Source organism: Paenibacillus artemisiicola, assembly GCF_017652985.1.
In the GTDB taxonomy this organism is placed as follows: Bacteria; Bacillota; Bacilli; order Paenibacillales; family Paenibacillaceae; genus Paenibacillus_Z; species Paenibacillus_Z artemisiicola.
Genome location: NZ_JAGGDJ010000050.1, coordinates 12,568 through 34,455, shown reverse-complemented (window position 1 = coordinate 34,455; position 21,888 = coordinate 12,568). Strand labels below are relative to the sequence as shown.

The window sequence follows — 21,888 nt, the reverse complement described above, 5'->3', positions numbered from 1 at the left end:
CCGCCGGCCTAAACTTTTTTATTTAAAGTTCTTCAGGTTATAGAACGCGCTCTTGCCGGCGTATTGCGCCGTGGAGCCCAGCTCGTCCTCGATGCGGAGCAATTGGTTGTACTTCGCGACGCGGTCCGTGCGGGACGGCGCGCCCGTTTTGATTTGGCCGGCGTTCGTCGCGACCGCGATGTCGGCGATCGTGCTGTCTTCGGATTCGCCGGAACGGTGGGAAATGACCGCCGTGTAGCCCGCGCGCTTCGCCATTTCGATCGCGTCGAACGTTTCCGTCAGCGAGCCGATTTGGTTGACTTTAACGAGGATCGAGTTGCCTACGCCCTTCTCGATGCCGTCGGACAGGCGCTCGGTGTTCGTGACGAACAGGTCGTCGCCGACGAGCTGCACTTTGCCGCCCAGACGGTCGGTCAGCAGCTTCCAGCCTTCCCAGTCGTCTTCGGAGCAGCCGTCTTCGATCGTGATGATCGGGTACTTGTCTACCCACGAAGCGAGCAGGTCGACGAACTCGGCGGACGTGAACGAACGGCCTTCGCCTTCGAGGTGGTACTTGCCGTCTTTATAGAACTCCGTGGACGCGACGTCCATGCCGAGGAATACGTCTTCGCCCGGCTTGTAGCCCGCGCGCTCGATCGCGGAGATGATCGTCGTGATCGCTTCTTCGTTGGAACCGAGGTTCGGCGCGAAGCCGCCTTCGTCGCCGACGGCCGTATTCAGGCCTTTGTCCTTCAGAACCGATTTCAGGTTGTGGAAGATTTCCGCGCCGATGCGCAGCGCTTCCTTGAAGCTGTCCGCGCCGACCGGCAGAACCATGAATTCCTGCACGTCGATGTTGTTGTCGGCGTGCTCGCCGCCGTTGACGATGTTCATCATCGGAACCGGCAGCGTTTTGGCGTTGAAACCGCCCAGGTACGTGTACAGCGGCACGTCCAGCGCATCGGCTGCCGCGCGCGCGCACGCCATGGATACGGCGAGGATCGCGTTGGCGCCCAGCTTGCCTTTGTTATGCGTGCCGTCCAGTTGGATCATCTTGCGGTCGATCGACACTTGGTCCAGCGCGTCGAGGCCGATGATTTCCGGCGCGATGATCGTGTTGACGTTCTCGACGGCTTTCAGGACGCCTTTGCCGAGGTAACGGGACTTGTCGCCGTCGCGGAGCTCAACGGCTTCGTAGGCGCCCGTGGACGCGCCGGACGGCACGATCGCGCGGCCTTTGCCGCCGGACTCGAGGATGACTTCGACTTCTACCGTAGGGTTGCCGCGGGAGTCCAGGACTTCGCGTGCGTATACGTCGGTGATGATGGACATGGTTTCGAAACACTCCTTTTAATAGATGGTTGGGTTCTTGCGCGGCCCTGGGGGCGCCGAATGGGACGCGCCCGGTACCGGTCGTTATCGTCTACGATTGTACTGTATCTCTCAGCCTTGGACAAGCGACCGGCCGGTCATTTCTTCCGGCTGGCTCAAGCCCGCGAAATGGAGGATCGTCGGCGCGATGTCGGCCAGGATGCCGCCTTCGCGCAGCGCGCCGACCTGCTTGGTCACGATGAACGGAACCGGGTTCGTCGTATGCGCCGTGAACGGACGTCCGTTCTCGTCGATGACCATGTCCGCGTTGCCGTGGTCCGCCGTGATGAGGCAGACGCCGCCTTTGGCCAGCACCGCTTCCACGACTTGTCCGAGGCACGCGTCCGTCGCTTCGACCGCCTTGATCGTCGGCTCCAGCATGCCGGAGTGGCCGACCATGTCGGGATTGGCGAAGTTCAGGATGATGACGTCCTGACGATCCGCTTCGATCTCTTTCACCGCGGCCGCCGCCACTTCGTAGGCGCTCATTTCCGGCTTCAGGTCGTACGTGGCGACCTTCGGCGACGGGATCAGAATCCGCGTCTCGCCTTCGAGCTCATGGTCGCGTCCGCCGCTGAAGAAGAACGTGACGTGCGGGTACTTCTCCGTCTCGGCGATGCGCAGCTGGCGCTTGCCGTTCTGCACGAGCACCTCGCCCAGCGTGTTGTCCAGGTTCTTCGGCGAATACGCCACGTACCCGCCCACGGTTTCGCTGAACAGCGTCAAGCAGACGAAGTACAGGTTCTTCGGCGCTTGCGGCCCGCGGTCGAAGCCGCGGAAATCTTCGTTCGTGAACACCTGCGACAGCTGGATCGCGCGGTCCGGGCGGAAGTTGAAGAACACGACGGAATCTTCGGATTCCACGAGGCCGACCGGCTTGCCGTCCTCCTTCACGATGACCGTCGGCATGACGAACTCGTCGAACACCGATTTCTCGTACGATTCCGTGACCGCTTGGATCGGATCCGTATACTGCGGACCTTCGCCGTATACCATCGCGCGGAACGACTTCTCGGTGCGCTCCCAGCGTTTGTCGCGGTCCATCGCGTAGTAGCGGCCCTGCACCGTCGCGATTTTGCCTACGCCGACTTCCTGGATCTTCGCCGTCAGCCTCTCCAGGTAGCCCTTCGCGCTGTCCGGCGCGACGTCGCGGCCGTCGAGGAACGCGTGGATGTACACGTCCGGCATCTCTTCCTTCTTCGCCAGGTCAAGCAGCGCGAAGAGGTGTTCGATGTGGCTGTGCACGCCGCCGTCGGAGAGCAGGCCGTACAGGTGAAGCTTCTTGCCGTTCGCCTTGGCGTGGCGAACCGCGCCGACTAGCGTCTCGTTATCGAAGAACTCGCCGTCGCGGATGGACTTGCTGATGCGGGTCAGGTCTTGATAGACGATCCGGCCCGCGCCGATGTTCAGATGGCCGACCTCGGAGTTGCCCATCTGGCCTTCCGGCAAGCCGACCGCTTCGCCGCTCGCCGTGAGCGTCGTGTGCGGATACGTCGACCAATAACGGTCGTAATTCGGCTTGTTCGCCTGCGCGACCGCGTTGCCCGTCACGTCGTTGCGAAGGCCGAAGCCGTCCAAGATGATGAGTGCTACCGGTGCCGTCATCTTATTTTGCCCCCTCGACCAGCTGAATGAAGGAAGCGGGCTCGAGGCTCGCTCCGCCGACCAAGGCGCCGTCGATGTCGGATTGTCCCATATATTCGCTTACGTTGTTCGGCTTTACGCTGCCGCCGTATTGGATGCGGACCGCGTTCGCCGTCGCCGCGTCGTACAGCCCGGCGATGACGCCGCGGATGAACGCGATGACGTCCTCGGCGTCGGCCGCCGTCGACGATTTGCCCGTTCCGATCGCCCAGATCGGCTCGTACGCGACGACCACTTCGGCCGCTTGCGCGGCGGAAAGGCCTTGGAACGCCGCTTCCGTCTGCACCTTGCAGACGGTTTTCGTTTGCTCGGCTTCGCGCTCTTCGAGCTTCTCGCCGACGCAGACGATCGGCGTCAGGCCGTGCTTGAACGCCGCCTGCACCTTCTTGTTCACGATCTCGTCCGTCTCCGCGAAGTACGCGCGGCGCTCGGAGTGCCCGATAATGACGTATTTCACGCCGAGGTCCTTCAGCATGACGCCGCTGATCTCGCCCGTGAACGCGCCGTTGTCCTCGAAATGGACGTTTTGCGCGCCGATGGCGATCGACGTGCCTTTCGCCGCTTCGACGAGCGCCGGCAGCGTCGTGAACGGCGCGCAAATGACGGTTTCGACGCCGTCGACTTCCGCTTTGCCCTTCACGTCCGCGAAGAATGCCGTCGCCTCCGACACGGTTTTGAACATTTTCCAGTTGCCCGCAATAATCGGTTTACGCATGGTCGCAATCGCTCCTTTACCTTCGCAATCGGTTCGGTTCTTACTTATCGTTCAGCGCAACGACGCCCGGAAGCGCCTTGCCTTCCATGAATTCCAGGGAAGCGCCGCCGCCCGTGGAGATGTGGTCCATTTTGTCGGCCAGGCGGAACTTCTCGGCCGCCGCCGCGGAGTCGCCGCCGCCGATGACCGTATAGGCTTCCGTCTCGGCGCAGGCTTGCGCGACCGCGCGCGTGCCGTGGGAGAACGGCTCGATCTCGAACACGCCCATCGGGCCGTTCCAGACGACAAGCTTGGAGTTCTTGATGACGTCCGCGTAGATCTCGCGCGTCTTCGGTCCGATGTCGATGCCTTCCCAGTCGGCCGGGATGCCGTCGACGTCGACGATCTTCGTGTTCGCGTTCGGGCTGAACTCGTCCGTGATGACGATGTCGACCGGCAGCAGGAACTGCTTGCCTTGCGCCTTCGCCTTCTCGATGAATTCCAGCGCCAGGTCGAGCTTCGAGTTATCGCACAGCGATTGGCCGATTTCATGGCCTTGCGCCTTGAAGAACGTGTAGGACAGGCCGCCGCCGATGATGATGTTGTCCGCTATCTCGATCATTTTGTTGATGACGTCGATCTTGTCCTTGACCTTGGAGCCGCCGACGATCGCCGTGAACGGACGCTCGGGGTTCGACAGCGCCTTGCCGAGGACGTCGAGTTCCTTCTCCATCAGCAGGCCGGATACGGCCGGCAGGTAGTGCGCGATGCCTTCCGTCGACGCATGCGCGCGGTGCGCGGCGCCGAACGCGTCGTTGACGAACAGGTCGGCCAGCTCGGCGAACGCCTTCGCCAGCTCCGGATCGTTCTTCTCTTCGCCCTCGTAGAAGCGCACGTTCTCGAGCAGCAGCACGTCGCCGTCCTTCAGGCCGGCTGCCGCCGCCTTCGCCGCGTCGCCGATCGCCTCGTCGGCTTTCGCCACGGGCTTGCCGAGCAGCTCGGACAGACGCTCGCCGGCTTTCGTGAGGCGCAGCTCTTCCACGACTTGGCCTTTCGGACGGCCCATGTGGCTCGCCAAAATCACTTTCGCGCCCTTCTCGATCAAGTATTGGATCGTCGGCAGCGTCTCGCGGATCCGCGTATCGTCCGTAATCGATCCGTTCTCCATCGGCACGTTGAAATCGACGCGCACGAATACGCGCTTGCCCGCTACTTCTACGTCACGCACACTCTTCTTGTTCATTAGCAGAATTCCTCCCGGTACCCAAGCCGCCATGAAGCGGAAAACAGGTCAAAGTGTATTGAAATTCTCCACGCTATCCAATATCCGCTCTCGCGGGTCTATCTGTCTATGTGTGAAGGCGCCGAGAACGGCGCCGGGCCGCGGGTCCCCGTAAACCACCGCGAAGGAGCTGCACCGGCAGCTCCTTCGCCAAACGTCGGGTGTCCAGAGGTGGACCCTCGGTATCCCCGTTCAAAGGGGGACAACGGACATCCGCCGCTTCTTACAGGCCTTTCGACGCGATATATGCAGCCAGGTCGACGACGCGGTTGGAATAGCCCCACTCGTTGTCGTACCAGGAGATGACTTTAACCATGTTGCCTTCAACGACCATCGTCGACAGCGCGTCGATCGTGGAGGAAGCAGGGTCGTGGTTGTAGTCGCTCGATACAAGCGGCTCTTCGTTGTAGTTCAAGATGCCTTTAAGGGACGTTTCGGAAGCGTCTTTCAGCGCCGCGTTCACTTCTTCGACCGTCACGTTGACTTTCAGCTCGGCAACCAGGTCGGTTACGGAAACGTTAGGCGTAGGTACGCGCATGGCCATGCCGTTCAATTTGCCTTTCAGCTCGGGCAGTACAAGGGATACCGCCTTGGCAGCGCCCGTGGAAGAAGGAATGATGTTTTCCGCGGCAGCGCGAGCGCGGCGCAGATCTTTATGCGGAACGTCAAGCACGGATTGATCGTTCGTGTACGAGTGAATGGTCGTCATCATGCCTTTTACGATGCCGAATTTGTCGTTAAGCACTTTTGCGAACGGAGCCAGACAGTTCGTCGTGCAAGACGCGTTGGAGATAATCGTGTGAGCGGCCGCATCGTACTTGTCTTCGTTGACGCCCATGACGATCGTGATGTCTTCGTTGGAAGCCGGTGCGGAGATGATGACTTTCTTCGCGCCGCCCTTCAGGTGAAGCTCGGCTTTTTCTTTCGCCGTGAAAATACCCGTGGATTCAACGACGATTTCCGCGCCGACGGATGCCCAAGGGAGGTTTTCAGGGTTGCGTTCAGCAAACACTTTGATCTCGCGGCCGTTTACGACCAGCGCGCCTTCTTTTGCTTCAACCGTGCCGTCGAGCTTGCCGTGCGTCGTGTCGTACTTCAGCAGGTGAGCAAGCGTGTTCGTGTCCGTCAGATCGTTGACTGCGACGATTTCGACATTCGGGTTGTTCAGAGCGGCGCGGAATACGTTGCGACCGATGCGACCAAAACCGTTAATACCAACTTTTACCATTTTTGTTTCCTCCTAGACATGATTTCATTTATCTCAAGACGAGCTTCGGCGAAAGGCCACGGGGCCGCCCCGATTCGTCAAGATCACTGCGTTCATCCTTGCTGCGCCGACTCCTTATCGATGATCGACGCGATTTCCAGCGCCGCGGCTTCGTCCGTCACGAGCACGTCGTCGTGCCCGAAGCGCATGACCGCCGCGATGGCTTCGCCTTTGCTCCGTCCGCCGGCGATCGCGATGACGACTTCCGTCTCCATGATGTCTTCGAGCCGCAGTCCCGCGGTCAGCATCTTGTGGACGACGGCGCCGTTGCGGTCGAAATAATACCCGAACGATTCCGCGAGCGCTCCCTCCGCCTGCATCGCTTCCGCGACCGTGGCGTCCACGCGCCTTCGCCTTGCCATGACCATAGCGTCTCCGATGCCGTGAACGACGATGCGGGACCTGCGGATGACCTCCACGATCTCGCGCACGTTCGGTTCCTGCATGAGCGACGTGTACGCTTCCTCGCCGAGATGGTCGGGCACATGCAGCAGCCGGTACTGCGCCCCCGTCCGCTTCGCCATGGTGGAGGCGATCGTGTTCGCCTGGTAATCGAGGCTTTCGCCCAATCCGCCGCGCGCCGGCACGAACAGGTTGTTCTTGAGCGGCGCCTGCGAGGTCAGCTGACCCGCCATCTGCGCGAGCGTCGACCCGCCCGTCACCGCGATGACGTCGTTGTCCTTCATATCCTTGCGGAGCACGCTGCAGCCTGCCCGCCCGAGCTCCCGCCGCGTGACCGGCGATTCGTCCGAGTCTCCGGATACGATGACCACCTGCTTCAGGCCGAAATGCCTGCGGATCTTCTCTTCCAGCTCCGATAAGCCGAACATCGCCTTATAGAACGGCTCCATCTCTTCGAGGAGGCGTTTGCCCGCTTCGCTGATCCGCATGCCGCCGGCGTCGATGATCAGTAGGTCCTGCGATTTGAGGAAGTCCGTTTCGGCGCGAAGCACGCGTTCCGTCATGTCCAGGGATGCGGCGAGCGAGCGCCTGCCGATCATATCCGAGAGCATCACCTGACGGAGTATAAGGTACCGCTTGCGCATGACGACGAGCAAGTCCGGCAGAAGCTGCTGTTGTATGGCGATCAGCGCGTGCATCTTCAACATCAACTCCAGTTACGAGAGAGCTGGATTATTCCGGGACCGACAATATCAAGGGACACAAAATGTCCCGCATGATCGTTTTTCGTCCCACCGTTATTGTACCCCATTCGATTGGCGGGGGCAAGACCGGCCGGAGGATTGAAAACGATTACGGACACGATTTACACAAAATTATTTTCAAAGTCGGACTTGCAATTTTGCTTGCTATCCCCTATAATCAATTTTGCTGTCACAAACGAGCATGCGCCCGTGGTCCAATGGATATGACGTAGGCCTCCGGAGCCTGAGATCGAGGTTCAATTCCTCGCGGGCGCGCCATTACCTTATTAATCAGAACGTCTACATATGAAGAAGGGCCTTCCGCTTCCGGAAGGTCCTTCTTGCGTTTCCGGAACCGCGGCCGACCCAATCAGCATCTCCAAATCTCCCGGAAAGTAACCCCCCGAGGCCCGGTTTCTCTCGCTTCCGCCCGTTATTTGACCTTCTTTGACTTTTGCCGTTTTATCCGTTAGAATGTCATTACACGCTACATCTTTTTCAAAAAACCATTTTCGTTTTAGGAGGGAACCACGATGGAATCGATGAACTTCGTACCCATGGTTATCGAGCAAAACAACCGCGGGGAGCGCGCCTACGACATTTACTCCCGCTTGCTGAAGGATCGGATTGTCTTCCTCGGCACGCCGGTCAATGATCTGGTCGCCAACTCCATTATCGCGCAGCTGCTGTTCCTGGCGGCGGACGATCCCGACAAAGACATCTCGCTCTACATCAACAGCCCCGGCGGCTCGGTTTCGGCCGGTCTCGCCATCTTCGATACAATGAACTTCATTAAGCCGGAGGTCTCGACGATCTGCGTCGGCATGGCGGCTTCCATGGGCGCCTTCCTTCTCGCGGCCGGCGCGAAAGGCAAGCGCTACGCCCTCCCGAACAGCGAAGTGATGATCCATCAGCCGCTCGGCGGCGCGCAAGGCCAAGCCAGCGACATCGAGATTCGCGCGAAGCACATCCTGAAGACGCGGGACACGCTGAACCGCATCCTCGTGGAGCGCACCGGCCAAACGCTCGAGAAAATCGAACGCGACACGGACCGCGACTATTTCATGTCGGCGGCCGAAGCGGCAGCCTACGGCCTCGTCGACAAAGTAATCGAAAAGCTGTAAGGTCCGCGATTTGCTTTGTGTAAGATTTGTAAGATTTCATGCGGCACGACATTCAGACGCGTTAATCCTTCACGGGGTTAACGCGTTTTAATGTTGTTAAATTTCTCTCATATATCACACATGTGACTGATTGTCAATAAGCATTCAACGCTGTGAATGCATAAGGACGATCCCTTTAAATCGTGTTACTATGTACTAAATGATTCCAGTTTCACCTTCCCTTAGGCTACGCAGTAAAATCTATAAAACGGAGTTGCACACGCATGAAACTTACGAAACCATTCGCAAGCGTGCGAAATTTCATTCGATCCAATGACCCGGGCAATGCCTTTACGCCATACGCACCCACGTTCGAACCCAAATTTACGCATGCGCCGTCCGAACCCGATACGCACAATCTGTTTCTGCCGATGCAGGATCGATCGCTTTTGCTGCGTCCGCTTAGCGATACTCATCTAATCGAAGTGTACCAGGAAGCGAAAGCGATGCACCTCTCCGAAGAGTTCATCTCGCTGATCGAGCACGCGATCGAGCAGCGCGGACTAAACGCCAACGACGACCAGAAGTCGCCGGCTTAGCCGCGCCGCTTGCAAGGCAGTTCATAAAGAAGACCGGCCTCTTCCGGAGAGGCCGGTCTTCTTTGGTTATGGCACGGGTTCTTGCGCTTTGCATGCTTTATTGCATTTCGTACACGACGGTAATGTCGGCGGAGACGGTAATTTCGCCCGTCTGCACGCTCGTGCTTGGCGCCCCTGCCGCCGAATCCGCCGCCGCCATTTCGCCTTTGTTGATGAAGATCGGACCGCTGCTTGCGCTGTTCTGCGTAATCGTGACGACGTCCGTCACCTGCTTGCCGGCCGCCTTCGCGAGCGCCGCGGCTTTCGCTTTGGCGTTCGCCATCGCATTATCGAGCGCCTGCAGCTCATACTGCTCCTGCTTCTCCGTATCGAACCGTACGCCGTCGACGCGGTTCGCGCCGGCAGCGGACAGATCGTCCAGCAGCTTGCCGATGCCGTTCAAGTCGCGGGTCGTCACCTGCACCGCATGCACGGCTACGTAGTCCTTGACCTTGCTCGAGCCGTCCTTCGGGTTGTACTCGTACTCCGGCTGCACGGAGAAGCCCGTCGTCTTGACGTCCTTCGTCGCGATCTTGTACGTCTCGTAGAGCAGCTTCGTCAGCCCCGAGAACTGCGTCGCGTTCTTCGCCTGCGCGTCCTTCGCCGTCGCCGCCCGCGCCTCGACCGCCACGCTCACGTAGGCGACGTCCGGCGCCGCTTCGATCTTGCCGTTGCCCGACACCGTAATCGTGTTCTTCTGCACGGCCGCGCCGTTGTCCACCGCATAGACCGGCTTGCCGCCTTGTCCCGCTCCTCCGAGCATCGCACCCACTCCTACCGCGAGCGCCAAGACCGGCACCAGCAGCCATTTCGGTTTTGCCATCTTCATCACGTTCGACCCGCCCCTTTTGGTCAAATTTAGGTGATTCCATTATGTAAGACGCGTTCCGCCGCATCGATGTTGCGGGATAGCGCAAACATTCTCCCGTCTCCGGACAAAAACAGAAAAAACCCCCGTACGGGAGTTTCCTCGTATCGAAATGAACGGCCCCAAACAGCCGTAATTTCGTCCTTATTGGTTCTCAAGCTCTTCCTTGCTGACCAGGTTGACTAAAGCGGTTACAGCTTGGTCGGCATCCGAACCTTCCGCACTTATCGTGACTTCAGTGCCTGAGCTGATTGCAAGGCTCATAATCCCCATAATGGATTTTGCGTTCACTTTTTTATCGTCTTTCTCAACAAAGACCTCGGAAGAAAACTTGTTCGCTTCCTGGACAAAAAGTGCGGCCGGTCTTGCATGAAGACCTGTCTTCAGTCGAACGACAACCGGATGCCTTGTCATGAAACCTTACCCCCTATACGAAATTCAACCGTTACCATATATGCAAACGTCGTTTTATTCACTATTATACCACTTTTACGCATTGTACACTAGCCTCTGCCTATCCGTTCCTTAATTTTTCCGCAAGCTCGTCGATTTTACGCAGCCGGTGATTGACGCCGGACTTGCTCACCTTGCCTTTGAGCATTTCGCCGACCTCCGTCAAATTCAGGTCCGGATGGCTCAATCGTATATGCGCCACCTCGCGGAGCTTGTCGGGCAGGCTTTCGAGCCCCACCTCGCGCTCCAGCAGCTTGATATTATCGATCTGACGGACCGCCGCCCCGATCGTCTTATTCAAATTCGCCGTCTCGCAGTTGACGATCCGGTTGACGGAGTTGCGCATATCCCGCATGATTCGGACATCCTCGAACTTGAACAGCGCTTGATGCGCCCCGATGATGCTGAGGAGCTCGATGATTTTCTCGCCCTCTTTCATGTAGAAGATGAACCCCTTCTTCCGTTCGATGCAGCGGGCGTTCAAGCCGAACTTGTTCGCCAGCTCTACGAGCGCCTTGCAATGCTCTTCATACATCGTGGCAATCTCCAGGTGGTACGAGGAGCCTTCCGGATTGTTCACGGAGCCGCCCGCCAAGAACGCCCCTCTCAGGTAGGAGCGCTTGCAGCATGATTTGCGGATGATCTCCTTGTCGATGCCTTGATTAAAGACAAACCCCTCGGAGACGATTCTGAGCTCGCTCAGGATCTCCTGCACTTTGGCCGGGATTCGGACGATATACACGTTGTTTTTCTTCAGCCTCATTTTCTTGCGCACGAGCAGCTCCGTGTGCACGGCGAACTGCTTCTTGATGAGGGAGTAGATCCGTCTGGCGATTGCCGCGTTTTCCGTCGAGATGTCGAGAATGATTTTTCGGCTGGACAGCGAGACCGAACCGTTCATGCGAATGAGCGCCGACAACTCCGCCCGTTCACAGCACGCATCCGCTTCGATGAGCGTCAATTCTTTTTTGGTTTGTCCCGCAAAAGACATGTTCCCTCACCTCTTTCGTTCCATCCAGTTTTCCACGAGCTGATAAATATGATGACTCAGCTTGTCGGCGTCATGCCGCAAATACGTGCGGAACAAGACCAGCTTGTCGGCGATTACCTTGTAACCGCGCCGCTGCACTTCGTCCAAATCCAGATGGACGGCTTTCGCCCCCATCTCGGCGTATTTCTGCTGCACCTGCTCCGGGATCTCGCCGTCGTTGACGATGACATAGTCAAACAACTGATGGCCGATATGCTGCTGCACGGCCGCCAAATGGTCGCTGACCGCATAATCGTCCGTCTCGCCCGGCTGCGTCATGACGTTGCAGACGAACATCTTGATCGCGCACGACTCGACGATGCTCTGCGCGAGCTTCGGCACGAGCAGGTTGGGAATGATGCTCGTATAGAGGCTGCCCGGACCGATCAGGATGGCGTCCGCCTCCCGGATCGCCTCCACCGCTTCCTCCAGCGGCTCGACGTCCGGCGGCTCGATGAAGACCCGCTTGATCGCCTGGCCGGCTTTCGGAATGTTGGATTCGCCCGTAATAATGGTGCCGTCGACCGTTTCGCCCTTCAGTACGATGGCTTCGCCCGCGGCCGGCAGCACCCGTCCCCGGACGGCCAATACTTTGCTCAGCATCCGGACCGCGGAGACGAAATCGCCGGAAATGTCGGTCATCGCCGCCAGCATCAGGTTGCCCAAACTATGGCCCGCCAAACCGGTGCCGGAATTGAATCGGTACTTCAGCACGTCGGACAGCAACGGCTCGACGTCCGCGAGCGCGATGAGCACGTTGCGGATATCGCCCGGCGGCGGCATCTGCAGCTCGCTTCGCAGGATGCCGGAACTGCCGCCGTCGTCCGCCACGGTGACGATCGCGGTGATGTCGAGCGGCTTCTCCTTCAGTCCCCGGAGCATGACCGACAAGCCCGTGCCGCCGCCGATGACGACGATACGGGGCAATTGTTGCTTTCTAGCTTGCGCCATGGGTTGCCTCAGCTCCGATCACGATCTGCATCTCGATGACTGACGCGCACGATTTCCGTATCGCTGCTGCCGAGCATGCGCCCCAAGTATTCCGCGATCGCCACCGACCGGTGCTTGCCGCCCGTACAGCCGATGCCGATCACGACTTGACTCTTGCCTTCCTTGCGGTATAAAGGGATAAGAAATTGCAGCATGTCGAGCAGCTTCGCGAGAAACGCCTGCGTCTCCGGCCATTTCATCACGTACTCGTAGACCTCGGGATCCTGCCCCGTGTTCGGGCGCAGATGGTCGACATAATGCGGATTGGGCAAAAACCGGACGTCGAAGATCAGATCGGCATCGATCGGGACGCCGTATTTAAAACCGAAGGAAATGACGTTCACCGAGATCGTGCTCAAATCCGAATTCGTAAACCGGGATTTGATCCGTTCCTTCAGCTGGGACGGCTTCAGGCTGCTCGTATCGATCACCTGCGTCGCCCAGCCCTTCAAATCCTCCAGCATCCGGCGCTCCAGGCCGATCCCTTCGAGCGGAAGCCCTTCGGGCGCCAGCGGATGCATCCGGCGGCTCTCCTTGTAGCGCTGCACGAGCACGCTGTCCGTCGCGTCGAGGAAGATGATCTCGTAGCTGATCGTATAATGTTCTTTCACATAGCTGAGCGATTCCGACAGCGCCGTGAAAAACTCGCGTCCCCGCAAGTCGATCACGAGCGCCACCTTGCCGATTTTACCGTTGGACTGTTCGATCAATTCGGCGAATTTCGGTATAAGCACCGGCGGCAGATTATCGACGCAGAAGTAGCCCAGATCCTCCAGGCTCTGCACCGCGATCGTCTTGCCCGCACCGGACATGCCCGTTATGATGACGAGCTTCGCCTTCGCCGTTCCTCCCGATTCCATCGTCAATCCCTCCTTACCCGTGAAACCCTTCAACCGTCGAATAACGCATCTATGATAACCAAAGACTTCTCGGGTTGCTTACGCGCGGATGATCAGGCCGGCCGCGCCGACGACGCCCGCGTCGTTGCCGAGGATGGCCGGCACGATTTCCACGCCTTCCTGCGCCATGTCCGGCGTCGATTTGCGGAAGACGTCGCGGATCTGTTCGAACAGGAACTCGCCCGCCTTCGATACGCCGCCGCCGATGATGAAGCGCTGCGGATTGAGCACGACGGCGACCGTCGCCATCGATTTGCCCAGATAGAACGCCGCGCGGTTGACGATGCGCGCCGCCACTTCGTCGCCGGCCTTCGCCGCGTCGATGACGTCCTTCGCCATGATATGCTCCACGAACGTCAGGGACGTGCGGTCGCCGCGCTCTACCGCGTCTTTGGCCATCCGGATGATGCCGGTCGCGGACGACACGGTTTCCAGGCAGCCTTTGTTGCCGCAGCCGCACTGGATCGCTTCGAGATCCGGCACGATCGCCATATGGCCCAGCTCGCCGGCCATGCCTTTGTAGCCTTCGACGACTTTGCCGTTAATGATGACGCCGCCGCCGACGCCCGTGCCGAGCGTGTAGCAGACGCAATCCGAGATGCCGCGGCCCGCGCCGGCCCATGCTTCGCCGAGCGCCGCCACGTTCGCGTCGTTGTTCACGAGCACTTTCTTCTCGAGCTTCTCTTCCAAAATATCTTTAAGCGGCACGTTCTCGAAGAACAGGTTGACCGACTTGTGGACGAAACCGCGCGGAATGTCCAAGAAGCCGGCGATGCCGATGCCGACGCCTTCGACTTGGTCCCACTCGAACGGGGACTGCTCCACGATAAGGCGGGCGTACGCCGCGATGTTCTCGCAGACGACGTCGGAGCCTTTCTCGACTTCCGTCGGTCCTTCATACGTATGCAGCAGACTGCCTTCACTATCGCAAATGCCTACCTTGATGGACGTACCGCCAATATCAACGCCTACGACAATTTTCTCAGACATCACTGGGCCACCTCTATAACTAATATAAGGATCAGGTCTTGCTTCCGTTCCAACTAAACTATAAGCGAACGCTTCCAACTGGTCAAGAATAAGCCGGACTTGCCAAAATCAACCGGTTCGCGCACGTCCGCCGACATGAAGCGACGCTGTTCGTCCGTCCGAACAGCGTCCCGTCGCGCTTCCGCTAACCTTAAGCTTCGATTACAGCGATTGGCTCCAGTCGTGAACCGCATGGCCCTCGAGGAACTTCTCGCAATCCAGCGCCGCCATGCAGCCGCTGCCGGCCGCGGTAATCGCTTGCCGGTACTTATGATCCTGTACGTCGCCGCAGGCGAAGATGCCCGGGATGTTCGTCTCCGACGTGCCCGGCTTGACGATCAGATAGCCGGTTTCGTCCGTCTCCAGCTGGCCGTTCAGGAACTTCGTGTTCGGCGTATGGCCGATCGCGACGAAAATGCCGTTCGTCTCGATGACTTCTTCTTCGCCCGTCGCGTTATTCTTCACCTTCAGCCCGGTGACGCCCATGCCGCCGGCCACGACTTCAAGCGGCGTGCGATCGAGCGCCCAGCTGATTTTGTCGTTCGCGCGCGCGCGGTCCTGCATGATTTTGGAGGCGCGCATTTCCGGACGGCGGTGAACCAGCACGACCTCGGAAGCGAAACGCGTCAGGAAGCTCGCTTCTTCCATGGCGGAGTCGCCGCCGCCGACCACGATGATTTTCTTGCCGCGGAAGAAGAAGCCGTCGCAGGTCGCGCACGTGCTGACGCCGCGGCCCACGTTCTCGCGCTCGTTCGCGATGCCCAGGTATTTCGCGGAGGCGCCGGTCGAGATGATCAGCGCTTCGGCCTGCAGCTCGCCTTGGCCTTCGACCTGCAGCGTGAACGGACGCTTGGAGGTATCGACGGAGTTGACCCAGCCGGTGCGGAATTCCGCGCCGAAGCGCTCCGCCTGCTTGCGCATGTTGGCCATCAGGTCCGGACCCATGATGCCGTCCGGGAAGCCCGGGAAGTTCTCCACTTCCGTCGTCGTCGTCAATTGGCCGCCCGGTTCGGGGCCTTCGATGACCAGCGGGTTCATGTTGGCGCGAGCCAGGTAAATCGCGGCCGTAAGACCTGCCGGGCCGGTTCCGATAATAATAGCTTTGTACACGATGTTGCCTCCTTTGCGTGTGCGCTCCCTTAGTCGCGGTGATCCGCCAATGCCGGGAAGATCGTTCTCATTTTTTCTTTGATGCCGCAAATCTCGTCGATGCGCTTGGCGCATTTGCTGACGGTCGCGATCGAGATGCCGTAGCGCTGCGAGACCTCGTGGTACGAAATTTCGCGGCGGTGCATCTTCGCGGTCAGATATTCGAGCGCGGCGGCCCACCCTTCGACTTTCCCGAGCTTGGGCACGTCGGGGTAGACCCGAGACAGGAATTCGATCCAGAGCGTGAGCAGGTCATGCTGCTGCACGAGGTCGTACTGCTTATTCATGCGCATGAGCGCCGCTTCCAGCACGGACTGCCATTTGTCTTCCCAGATCGGCAGGCGAGACGGCATCCGGCTGTGCTCGATGACGGTCTCTTTGCCTTCGAGAATCGCGTGCAGCGATTCGTGCACCCCGATGGAACGGAGCACGAAGATCGCGATCCGCTTCAGGTAGTCGTCCTCCTGCGGCTCCACGATGAAGTCGCGCAGCGCGTCCTTCACTTCGCCGTCGGCGATCATGCCGAGCGCCTGGATGACCTGCAGCTTGGTGTGCCGGTCGCCGTGGCGCAGCGCCCAGAAGAAGGACGAGCGGACGAGCGGGTCGCGCTTCATATGGTCCGGCAGCGATTCCGTCGACTTCTCCCACAGCTTGAATTGCTCCTCGAACGGCAGGTGATAATGATAGCTGGCCGGCGCGGCGGGCTGGCCTTGGGCCATGCGGTCGAGCTGCTCCAGATAGTAGCCCGGCACGTGGGAGTCGGCGTCCAGCTTCCGGACTTGCAGCCATAACCGCCGCGATTCGTCGTAGCGTTCCAGGTTGAACGCCGCCACGGCCGCGTAGTGGTACAAGCAGGCATCCGATTTCAGCCCGCCGTCCTTGAGCAGCCGCATGAAGTGCCGGTAGGCTTCGCCATGCTCTCCTAGAATGCCCATTGTCGTCGCCAGCTTAAACACGTGCTCCTGGTGGAACGGCACGGTCTTGCGCAGCAGCCCGACGAGCGGCGCGAGCAGCTCTTTGTCCCCGCCATGCTGGTAGAAAATCGCCAGGTTGCACAAGGCGTGCAGGTTGCCGGGCTCCAGCTCCAGCACCTGCTTGATCGTGATCATCGCTTTATCGAACACGCCCATGTAATAATACGCCAACGCCAGATTGTTGCGCGCCGCCAGGAACTCGCCGTTCTTCTCGACGATGCTCTCCAGCAGCCGGACGGCCTCCGCGAATTTGCCTTCTTCCAGCATCGCTCTCGCTTTGTCGTGCTCGAAGAAGCCTTCGCGCGCCTTGACGAACGCCAGCTTCGTCGGACGCTCGAGCTCGTAGTGGAGCAGCTCCATCATCTCTTCCGCTTCCTCGAGGAACTGCCCCTCGGCGTCTTCCTCCAGGTATCGGATCAGCGCGTTCTCCGCGTCTTCGTACCTTTCCATGTTGGCGTAGTTGTTCGCCATATAAAAGTGGCATTCCGTCATTTCGGGATCGAGCTCGGTCACGATGGACTGGAGAATGCGGTTGGATTCTTCGTAATTCCCCATCTCGGACAAAATGCCCGCCATGTTGCAGTGGTTGACGGGATTGTCCGGTTCGTATTCGGCCGCGCGCCGGAAATATTTCAGTGCCTTGTCATAATGATATCGATCCATCGAGCGAACCGCGCGCTCGAAGAAGAACGTTGCGTCCCATTGAATCGGTATGATTTTCGTGCTGCGGCCGGCGAACGCAAGTTTTTTTTCTTTCAAAACGCAAGGCACCTCCTCGGTTGCGCAGGCGAGCGGTACCCGCAAGCGCATCAGAAATTATGCACGTCATTATGAACAGCCCCGTACAAAGTTTCTACGATTATACCATAGCGCGGCCTATCCATACACGCAAGAATACGTGGCAAATCGCGGACGAGTGCCCGCGATTCCGGTGGGTGGCCGCGAAATGCGGCCGTATGGGGCGTCTCCCCGGCTGCCGCCGGTTAGATGCCCGCGTTCTTGAAGAGCGTGCTGATGGAGCCGCCTTCGATGATGATCCGCGTCGTTTCCGCCAGGATCGGCGCGACCGAGAGCACCTTGAACCGGTCGGAACGGTTGTCCGGGAGCGCGATCGTGTCCGTGACGACGACTTCTCTAATATTGGGATGATCCAATCGCTGCAGGGCGGGACCCGAGAAGAGCGGATGCGTCGCGCAGACGTATACGTCCTCGGCGCCGCGTTCCTTCAAGCCTTCCACGACGTTGACGATCGTGGTGCCCGTGTCGATCATGTCCTCGATGATGATCGGCGTCTGCCCTTGGACGTCGCCGATGACGTGCGTGATGATGGACTCGTTGTGGGCCGGGCGCTTCTTGATCATGATGGCAAACGGCGCATCCAAGTAGTTGGCCAGCTTCTCGGCGGTCGACGCGCGTCCGGCATCCGGGGACACGACGACCGGGTTCCGGATATTCTTCGATTTCAGGTAGTCGCTGAGCAGGTCGAGACCCGTCAGGTGATCCACCGGAATGTTGAAGAACCCTTGAATCGCCGGGGCGTGCAGATCGATCGTAATGACGCGCGTCGCGCCTACGGTCGTCAGGACGTCCGCGACCATCTTGGCCGAAATCGGTTCGCGGGGAGCCGCTTTGCGCTCTTGCCGCGCATAGCCGTAATAAGGCATGATGATGTTTACCGTACGGGCGGAAGCACGCTTCGCCGCATCGATCATGACGAGCAATTCGACGAAGTGATCGTTGATGGGATGCGAAAACGATTGGACCAGGAATACGTCGCAGTTCCGGATCGTTTCCTCGTAGTGAACATAAATCTCGCCGCTTTTGAACCGGGACACCTTGATTTTACCGAGCGGCAGCCCGAGCTCTCCGCTGATTTTTTCAGCCAATTGAGGATTCGAGGAACCCGAGAAAATACGCAGCTTGTCGCTAAACAACATAATACCCTCCTGAGCGATTAGACCACTGAATGTAAGACTTTCTTCCCTCCGCGAACGGCCGGGAGATACAACTTAACGACCGACTTTCCGGCATTTGAAAATACCGCTTGTTTCGACAACTTTCATTATACATGGAAACCGCCATATTTCAAAAAACGATCTTTGGAAATGAACCGCCCTGACCGCCCCTGGCCGGCGCTCAACCGCGCATGCCCAGGGCCGCCGTCACGATCCCGGCGCTTTGCGGCGTCTCGCGGGGCTTGTTCACGGACTTGACGCATTTTCGCGCCTTCGGACGCGACAGAACCGAGCGCGCTCCGCGGCTCGGTTACGGCTCGCGCCTCCCCCAACGGATCAGGAGGACGCCTTCTTCTGATTATGGCGATGGCCGAGCTCGCGCATGACCTCGTCCAGCGACAAGCCCCGCTCGCGCAGCAGCACCATCAGGTGGAAAAGGAGATCGCTCGTCTCGCAGCGAAGCTCGTCGTTGTCTTGGTTCTTGGCCGCGATGATGACTTCCGCCGTCTCCTCGCCGACCTTCTTCAAGATCTTGTCGACGCCTTTCTCGAACAGGTACGTCGTGTACGCGCCTTCGGGACGCTCGGCGTAGCGCTCGGCGATCGTCGCTTCCAGCTGGTTCAGCATCGCGAACCGGTCGCCGGACTGCTGGAAGGAGCTCGCGCCTTCTTCCGCGCCCTTGATGCCCGCCACTTCGCCGGTGAAGCAGCTGTACGCGCCGGTGTGGCACGCCGGACCGGTTTGGTCCACCCGGACGAGCAGCGTATCGCCGTCGCAGTCGTAATGCATCGCCACGATGCGCTGCGTGTGGCCGCTTGTCGCGCCTTTGTTCCACAGCTCGCTACGCGAGCGGCTCCAGAACCACGTCGTCCCCGACTCCGCCGACAGCGCCAGCGATTCCCGGTTCATGTACGCCAGCATCAGCACTTCCTTGCTTTTCGCATCCTGCACGATCGCCGGGACTAGGCCCGCCTCGTCCCATTTGATTTGCTCGGTTAGTTCCCCAATCGTCTTGCCCGTGCTCATCGAATCTCGACCCCTTTCAACCGCAAGTCGTCCTTCACGTCGCGGATCGTCATTTCTTTGTAGTGAAAAATCGTCGCCGCCAGGCCCGCGTCCGCGCGCCCCTGCTCGAAAACGTCGTAAAAGTGCTCCACCCGGCCCGCGCCGCCGGAGGCGATGACCGGAATGCCGAGCGCGTCCGACACCGCGCGGGTCAGCTTCAGGTCGAAGCCGTCCTTCGTGCCGTCGGCGTCCATGCTCGTCAGCAGAATCTCGCCGGCGCCGAGCCGTTCGACTTCCTTGGCCCAGGCGAGCGCCTTGATGCCGGTCGCGGTCCGGCCGCCGTGCGTGTACACTTCCCACTCGCCCCATTCGGGGTTGAACTTGGCGTCGATCGCGACCACGATGCATTGCGAGCCGAACTTCTTCGCGCCGTCTTGGACAAGCGAAGGATTCTTCACGGCGGCCGTGTTGATGCCGATCTTGTCGGCGCCGGCGCGCAGCAGCCGCTTCATGTCGTCGACATGGCCGATGCCCCCGCCGACCGTGAACGGGATCGTGATTTCGCCCGCCGTCCGTTTGACGACCTCGACCATCGTGGCCCGGCCTTCGACGGAAGCGGAAATATCGAGAAACACCAGCTCGTCCGCGCCTTCCTTATCGTAAATCGCCGCCAGCTCGACGGGATCGCCGGCGTCGCGAAGGTTCACGAAGTTCACGCCTTTGACGACGCGCCCGTCCTTCACGTCGAGGCAGGGAATAATCCGTTTCGCTAACATGGAGGACGCTCCATTCTAAAAGTTTTGTGAGTGAAACTTTAACCTGGGAAAAGTTAAGTTAAAGCAAAACTCGCTTCGGAAGCATAGGCTAAGTTTTGTGGTGCGAAGCTCGCCGGAGAAAACGGCAAGAAAAACAAAACTCGCTTCGGAAGCATGGGCTAAGTTTTGTGGGTGAAACCTTTGTGATGCGAATCTTTAACCTCACGCCATGCTTTATTGACGACGCGAATACTTAACCTCATCAAGAGTTAACCGAGGAACCGTTCGTCGCGCGCCCTGCGCTTCGCGGCCCGCCCGCGATCAGCGAACCGCTTCGCGCGCGCCCGTTAGCGCCAGGAAATTGCGGAGCAGGCTCATGCCGAGATCGCCGCTCTTCTCCGGGTGGAACTGCATGCCGTACACGTTGCCGCTGCCGACGATCGCCGTGACCGGACCGTTGTAATCCGTCGTCGCCAGCAGGTCTCCGTCGCGCTCCGGCTTCGCGTGGAAGGAATGCACGAAGTAAACATGCCCCGGCTCAAGCCCCGCGAATAGCGGACTCTCTTGGCGGAACGTCAGCTTGTTCCAGCCCATGTGCGGCACCTTGAAGTCGCCCCGGAACCGCACGACCGTGCCCGGCAGCAGGTTCAAGCCCTCGTGCGGGCCGTACTCCTCGCTTTCGCTGAAGAGCAGCTGCATGCCGAGGCAAATGCCGAGCAGCGGCTTGCCGGTCGCCCCGTATGCCCGCACCGCATCGTCGAGCCCGGTGTTCCGCAGATTTTCCATCGCGTCGCCGAAGGCTCCCACGCCCGGCAAAATCGCGCCGTCCGCGTCCATGATCGCCTTCGCGTCCGCGGTCACGACCGCCTCGAAGCCGAGCCGTTCCACCGCCTTGCTCACGCTGTGCAGATTGCCCATGCCGTAATCGATGATGGCGATCATTTACAGGACCCCCTTCGTCGAGGGCACTCCTTGCACGCGCGGATCGACGGTCGACGCTTCGTCAAGCGCGCGGCCGAGCGCCTTGAACACCGCTTCGATCATATGATGGGTATTGTGGCCGTAATGCACGATGACGTGCAGCGTCATGCGCGCTTCCAACGCCAGCTTCCACAGAAACTCGTGCACGAGCTCCGTCGAGAAGCTGCCGACCTGCTGAGACGGATACGCCGCCCGGTACTCGAAGTGCGGCCGGTTGCTGAGATCGAGCACGACCTGCGCCAGCGCCTCGTCCATCGGCACGAACACCGACGCGTAACGCTTGATGCCGCGCTTGTCGCCCAGCGCATCGCGGATGGTCTGCCCGAGGCAGATGCCGATGTCCTCGACCGTGTGATGGTCGTCGATGTCCACGTCGCCGCGCGCCTCGACCGTCAGGTCGAACTGGCCGTGCTTGGTGAACAGGTCCAGCATGTGGTTCAGGAACGGCACGTCCGTCTCGAGCTTCGATACGCCCGTCCCGTCCAGCGCGAACGCGAGCGTAATGTCCGTTTCGTTCGTCTTGCGCGCCACGTCGGCCGCGCGAATTGCTTGTTCCGCCATAATCGCATCCATCCTTCTTTCCCGTCGAATCTGATCGTAATGCCGCCGCCTGGCTTGCGCGATGCGAGCCTAATGCAGACCGATCCTAACGTGCTGCCGGCTTGCGGCCGTCGAGC

21 protein-coding genes and 1 tRNA gene are annotated in these 21,888 nt (G+C 59.6%); 3 read left to right on the top strand and 19 right to left on the bottom strand.

Features of this window, described 5'->3' with window-relative positions; translation table 11 throughout:
• Window positions 1-18: 18 nt before the first annotated feature.
• The 6 genes from eno to I8J29_RS28925 form a co-directional block, all read right to left on the bottom strand.
• Complete coding sequence (eno, locus tag I8J29_RS28950) at window positions 19-1,311, bottom strand: phosphopyruvate hydratase (RefSeq protein WP_208850803.1); 1,293 nt, start codon at window positions 1,309-1,311, stop codon at window positions 19-21.
• Window positions 1,312-1,422: 111 nt separating this feature from the next.
• Entirely contained in the window at window positions 1,423-2,955 is a 1,533-nt protein-coding gene (gene gpmI, locus I8J29_RS28945) for a 2,3-bisphosphoglycerate-independent phosphoglycerate mutase (protein ID WP_208850802.1), read from the bottom strand.
• 1 nt (window position 2,956) lies between these two features.
• Window positions 2,957-3,709 (bottom strand): triose-phosphate isomerase, encoded by a 753-nt coding sequence (tpiA, locus tag I8J29_RS28940; protein WP_208850801.1) that lies wholly within the window; start codon window positions 3,707-3,709, stop codon window positions 2,957-2,959.
• A gap of 40 nt (window positions 3,710-3,749) precedes the next feature.
• Window positions 3,750-4,931, bottom strand: coding sequence for a phosphoglycerate kinase (locus I8J29_RS28935; protein WP_208850800.1), 1,182 nt, complete (start codon window positions 4,929-4,931; stop codon window positions 3,750-3,752).
• A gap of 262 nt (window positions 4,932-5,193) precedes the next feature.
• Complete coding sequence (gene gap / locus I8J29_RS28930) at window positions 5,194-6,198, bottom strand: type I glyceraldehyde-3-phosphate dehydrogenase (RefSeq protein WP_208850799.1); 1,005 nt, start codon at window positions 6,196-6,198, stop codon at window positions 5,194-5,196.
• A 92-nt stretch (window positions 6,199-6,290) separates the two neighbouring features.
• Complete coding sequence (locus tag I8J29_RS28925) at window positions 6,291-7,337, bottom strand: sugar-binding transcriptional regulator (RefSeq protein WP_090640222.1); 1,047 nt, start codon at window positions 7,335-7,337, stop codon at window positions 6,291-6,293.
• 249 nt (window positions 7,338-7,586) lie between these two features.
• Between I8J29_RS28925 and I8J29_RS28920 the strand changes: the two genes are divergently transcribed.
• The 3 genes from I8J29_RS28920 to sda all read left to right on the top strand — a co-directional run bounded on the left by I8J29_RS28920 (window position 7,587) and on the right by sda (window position 9,084).
• Window positions 7,587-7,661: transfer RNA gene (locus tag I8J29_RS28920), tRNA-Arg, on the top strand.
• Window positions 7,662-7,924: 263 nt separating this feature from the next.
• Window positions 7,925-8,506 (top strand): ATP-dependent Clp endopeptidase proteolytic subunit ClpP, encoded by a 582-nt coding sequence (gene clpP / locus I8J29_RS28915; RefSeq protein WP_208850811.1) that lies wholly within the window; start codon window positions 7,925-7,927, stop codon window positions 8,504-8,506.
• A 263-nt stretch (window positions 8,507-8,769) separates the two neighbouring features.
• On the top strand, window positions 8,770-9,084 hold the full coding sequence (sda, locus tag I8J29_RS34040; RefSeq protein WP_240546560.1) for a sporulation histidine kinase inhibitor Sda: 315 nt from the start codon (window positions 8,770-8,772) through the stop codon (window positions 9,082-9,084).
• A 97-nt stretch (window positions 9,085-9,181) separates the two neighbouring features.
• Here the strand turns inward: sda and I8J29_RS28905 are convergent, their stop codons facing one another.
• The 13 genes from I8J29_RS28905 to hisB all read right to left on the bottom strand — a co-directional run bounded on the left by I8J29_RS28905 (window position 9,182) and on the right by hisB (window position 21,772).
• Entirely contained in the window at window positions 9,182-9,952 is a 771-nt protein-coding gene (locus I8J29_RS28905) for an SIMPL domain-containing protein (protein ID WP_208850798.1), read from the bottom strand.
• Window positions 9,953-10,135: 183 nt separating this feature from the next.
• Window positions 10,136-10,405, bottom strand: a complete 270-nt coding sequence (locus I8J29_RS28900) for an HPr family phosphocarrier protein (RefSeq protein WP_090583454.1) — start codon at window positions 10,403-10,405, stop codon at window positions 10,136-10,138.
• Between the two features lie 100 nt (window positions 10,406-10,505).
• Window positions 10,506-11,435, bottom strand: a complete 930-nt coding sequence (gene whiA / locus I8J29_RS28895) for a DNA-binding protein WhiA (protein WP_208850797.1) — start codon at window positions 11,433-11,435, stop codon at window positions 10,506-10,508.
• Between the two features lie 6 nt (window positions 11,436-11,441).
• Window positions 11,442-12,425 (bottom strand): gluconeogenesis factor YvcK family protein, encoded by a 984-nt coding sequence (locus tag I8J29_RS28890; protein ID WP_090640014.1) that lies wholly within the window; start codon window positions 12,423-12,425, stop codon window positions 11,442-11,444.
• 8 nt (window positions 12,426-12,433) lie between these two features.
• Window positions 12,434-13,324, bottom strand: coding sequence for an RNase adapter RapZ (gene rapZ, locus I8J29_RS28885; protein WP_090640016.1), 891 nt, complete (start codon window positions 13,322-13,324; stop codon window positions 12,434-12,436).
• A gap of 78 nt (window positions 13,325-13,402) precedes the next feature.
• The gene (locus tag I8J29_RS28880) at window positions 13,403-14,353 is read right to left on the bottom strand and encodes an ROK family glucokinase (RefSeq protein ID WP_208850796.1); all 951 of its coding nucleotides are present in this window, start codon (window positions 14,351-14,353) and stop codon (window positions 13,403-13,405) included.
• A 201-nt stretch (window positions 14,354-14,554) separates the two neighbouring features.
• On the bottom strand, window positions 14,555-15,502 hold the full coding sequence (gene trxB / locus I8J29_RS28875; protein WP_208850795.1) for a thioredoxin-disulfide reductase: 948 nt from the start codon (window positions 15,500-15,502) through the stop codon (window positions 14,555-14,557).
• A 29-nt stretch (window positions 15,503-15,531) separates the two neighbouring features.
• Complete coding sequence (locus I8J29_RS28870; RefSeq protein ID WP_208850794.1) at window positions 15,532-17,274, bottom strand: tetratricopeptide repeat protein; 1,743 nt, start codon at window positions 17,272-17,274, stop codon at window positions 15,532-15,534.
• Window positions 17,275-17,498: 224 nt separating this feature from the next.
• Window positions 17,499-18,449 (bottom strand): ribose-phosphate diphosphokinase, encoded by a 951-nt coding sequence (locus I8J29_RS28865; RefSeq protein WP_208850809.1) that lies wholly within the window; start codon window positions 18,447-18,449, stop codon window positions 17,499-17,501.
• 357 nt (window positions 18,450-18,806) lie between these two features.
• Window positions 18,807-19,496, bottom strand: coding sequence for a bifunctional phosphoribosyl-AMP cyclohydrolase/phosphoribosyl-ATP diphosphatase HisIE (gene hisIE, locus I8J29_RS28860; RefSeq protein WP_208850793.1), 690 nt, complete (start codon window positions 19,494-19,496; stop codon window positions 18,807-18,809).
• Entirely contained in the window at window positions 19,493-20,251 is a 759-nt protein-coding gene (gene hisF, locus I8J29_RS28855) for an imidazole glycerol phosphate synthase subunit HisF (protein WP_208850792.1), read from the bottom strand. Before hisF ends, hisIE begins: the two co-directional genes overlap by 4 nt.
• 300 nt (window positions 20,252-20,551) lie before the next feature.
• Window positions 20,552-21,172: an imidazole glycerol phosphate synthase subunit HisH gene (gene hisH / locus I8J29_RS28850; RefSeq protein ID WP_208850791.1), complete on the bottom strand. Its 621-nt coding sequence runs from the start codon at window positions 21,170-21,172 to the stop codon at window positions 20,552-20,554.
• Window positions 21,173-21,772: an imidazoleglycerol-phosphate dehydratase HisB gene (gene hisB, locus I8J29_RS28845; RefSeq protein WP_420831172.1), complete on the bottom strand. Its 600-nt coding sequence runs from the start codon at window positions 21,770-21,772 to the stop codon at window positions 21,173-21,175.
• Window positions 21,773-21,888: the final 116 nt, after the last annotated feature.

Bases quoted from the DNA above. Each gene is read 5' to 3' on its own strand.
- eno (WP_208850803.1), bottom strand. From the start codon at position 1,311: ATGTCCATCATCACCGACGTATACGCACGCGAAGTCCTGGACTCCCGC.
- gpmI (WP_208850802.1), bottom strand. From the start codon at position 2,955: ATGACGGCACCGGTAGCACTCATCATCTTGGACGGCTTCGGCCTTCGC.
- tpiA (WP_208850801.1), bottom strand. From the start codon at position 3,709: ATGCGTAAACCGATTATTGCGGGCAACTGGAAAATGTTCAAAACCGTG.
- I8J29_RS28935 (WP_208850800.1), bottom strand. From the start codon at position 4,931: ATGAACAAGAAGAGTGTGCGTGACGTAGAAGTAGCGGGCAAGCGCGTA.
- gap (WP_208850799.1), bottom strand. From the start codon at position 6,198: ATGGTAAAAGTTGGTATTAACGGTTTTGGTCGCATCGGTCGCAACGTA.
- I8J29_RS28925 (WP_090640222.1), bottom strand. From the start codon at position 7,337: ATGCACGCGCTGATCGCCATACAACAGCAGCTTCTGCCGGACTTGCTC.
- clpP (WP_208850811.1), top strand. From the start codon at position 7,925: ATGAACTTCGTACCCATGGTTATCGAGCAAAACAACCGCGGGGAGCGC.
- sda (WP_240546560.1), top strand. From the start codon at position 8,770: ATGAAACTTACGAAACCATTCGCAAGCGTGCGAAATTTCATTCGATCC.
- I8J29_RS28905 (WP_208850798.1), bottom strand. From the start codon at position 9,952: ATGAAGATGGCAAAACCGAAATGGCTGCTGGTGCCGGTCTTGGCGCTC.
- I8J29_RS28900 (WP_090583454.1), bottom strand. From the start codon at position 10,405: ATGACAAGGCATCCGGTTGTCGTTCGACTGAAGACAGGTCTTCATGCA.
- whiA (WP_208850797.1), bottom strand. From the start codon at position 11,435: ATGTCTTTTGCGGGACAAACCAAAAAAGAATTGACGCTCATCGAAGCG.
- I8J29_RS28890 (WP_090640014.1), bottom strand. From the start codon at position 12,425: ATGGCGCAAGCTAGAAAGCAACAATTGCCCCGTATCGTCGTCATCGGC.
- rapZ (WP_090640016.1), bottom strand. From the start codon at position 13,324: ATGGAATCGGGAGGAACGGCGAAGGCGAAGCTCGTCATCATAACGGGC.
- I8J29_RS28880 (WP_208850796.1), bottom strand. From the start codon at position 14,353: ATGTCTGAGAAAATTGTCGTAGGCGTTGATATTGGCGGTACGTCCATC.
- hisIE (WP_208850793.1), bottom strand. From the start codon at position 19,496: ATGAGCACGGGCAAGACGATTGGGGAACTAACCGAGCAAATCAAATGG.
- hisF (WP_208850792.1), bottom strand. From the start codon at position 20,251: ATGTTAGCGAAACGGATTATTCCCTGCCTCGACGTGAAGGACGGGCGC.
- hisH (WP_208850791.1), bottom strand. From the start codon at position 21,172: ATGATCGCCATCATCGATTACGGCATGGGCAATCTGCACAGCGTGAGC.
- hisB (WP_420831172.1), bottom strand. From the start codon at position 21,772: ATGGCGGAACAAGCAATTCGCGCGGCCGACGTGGCGCGCAAGACGAAC.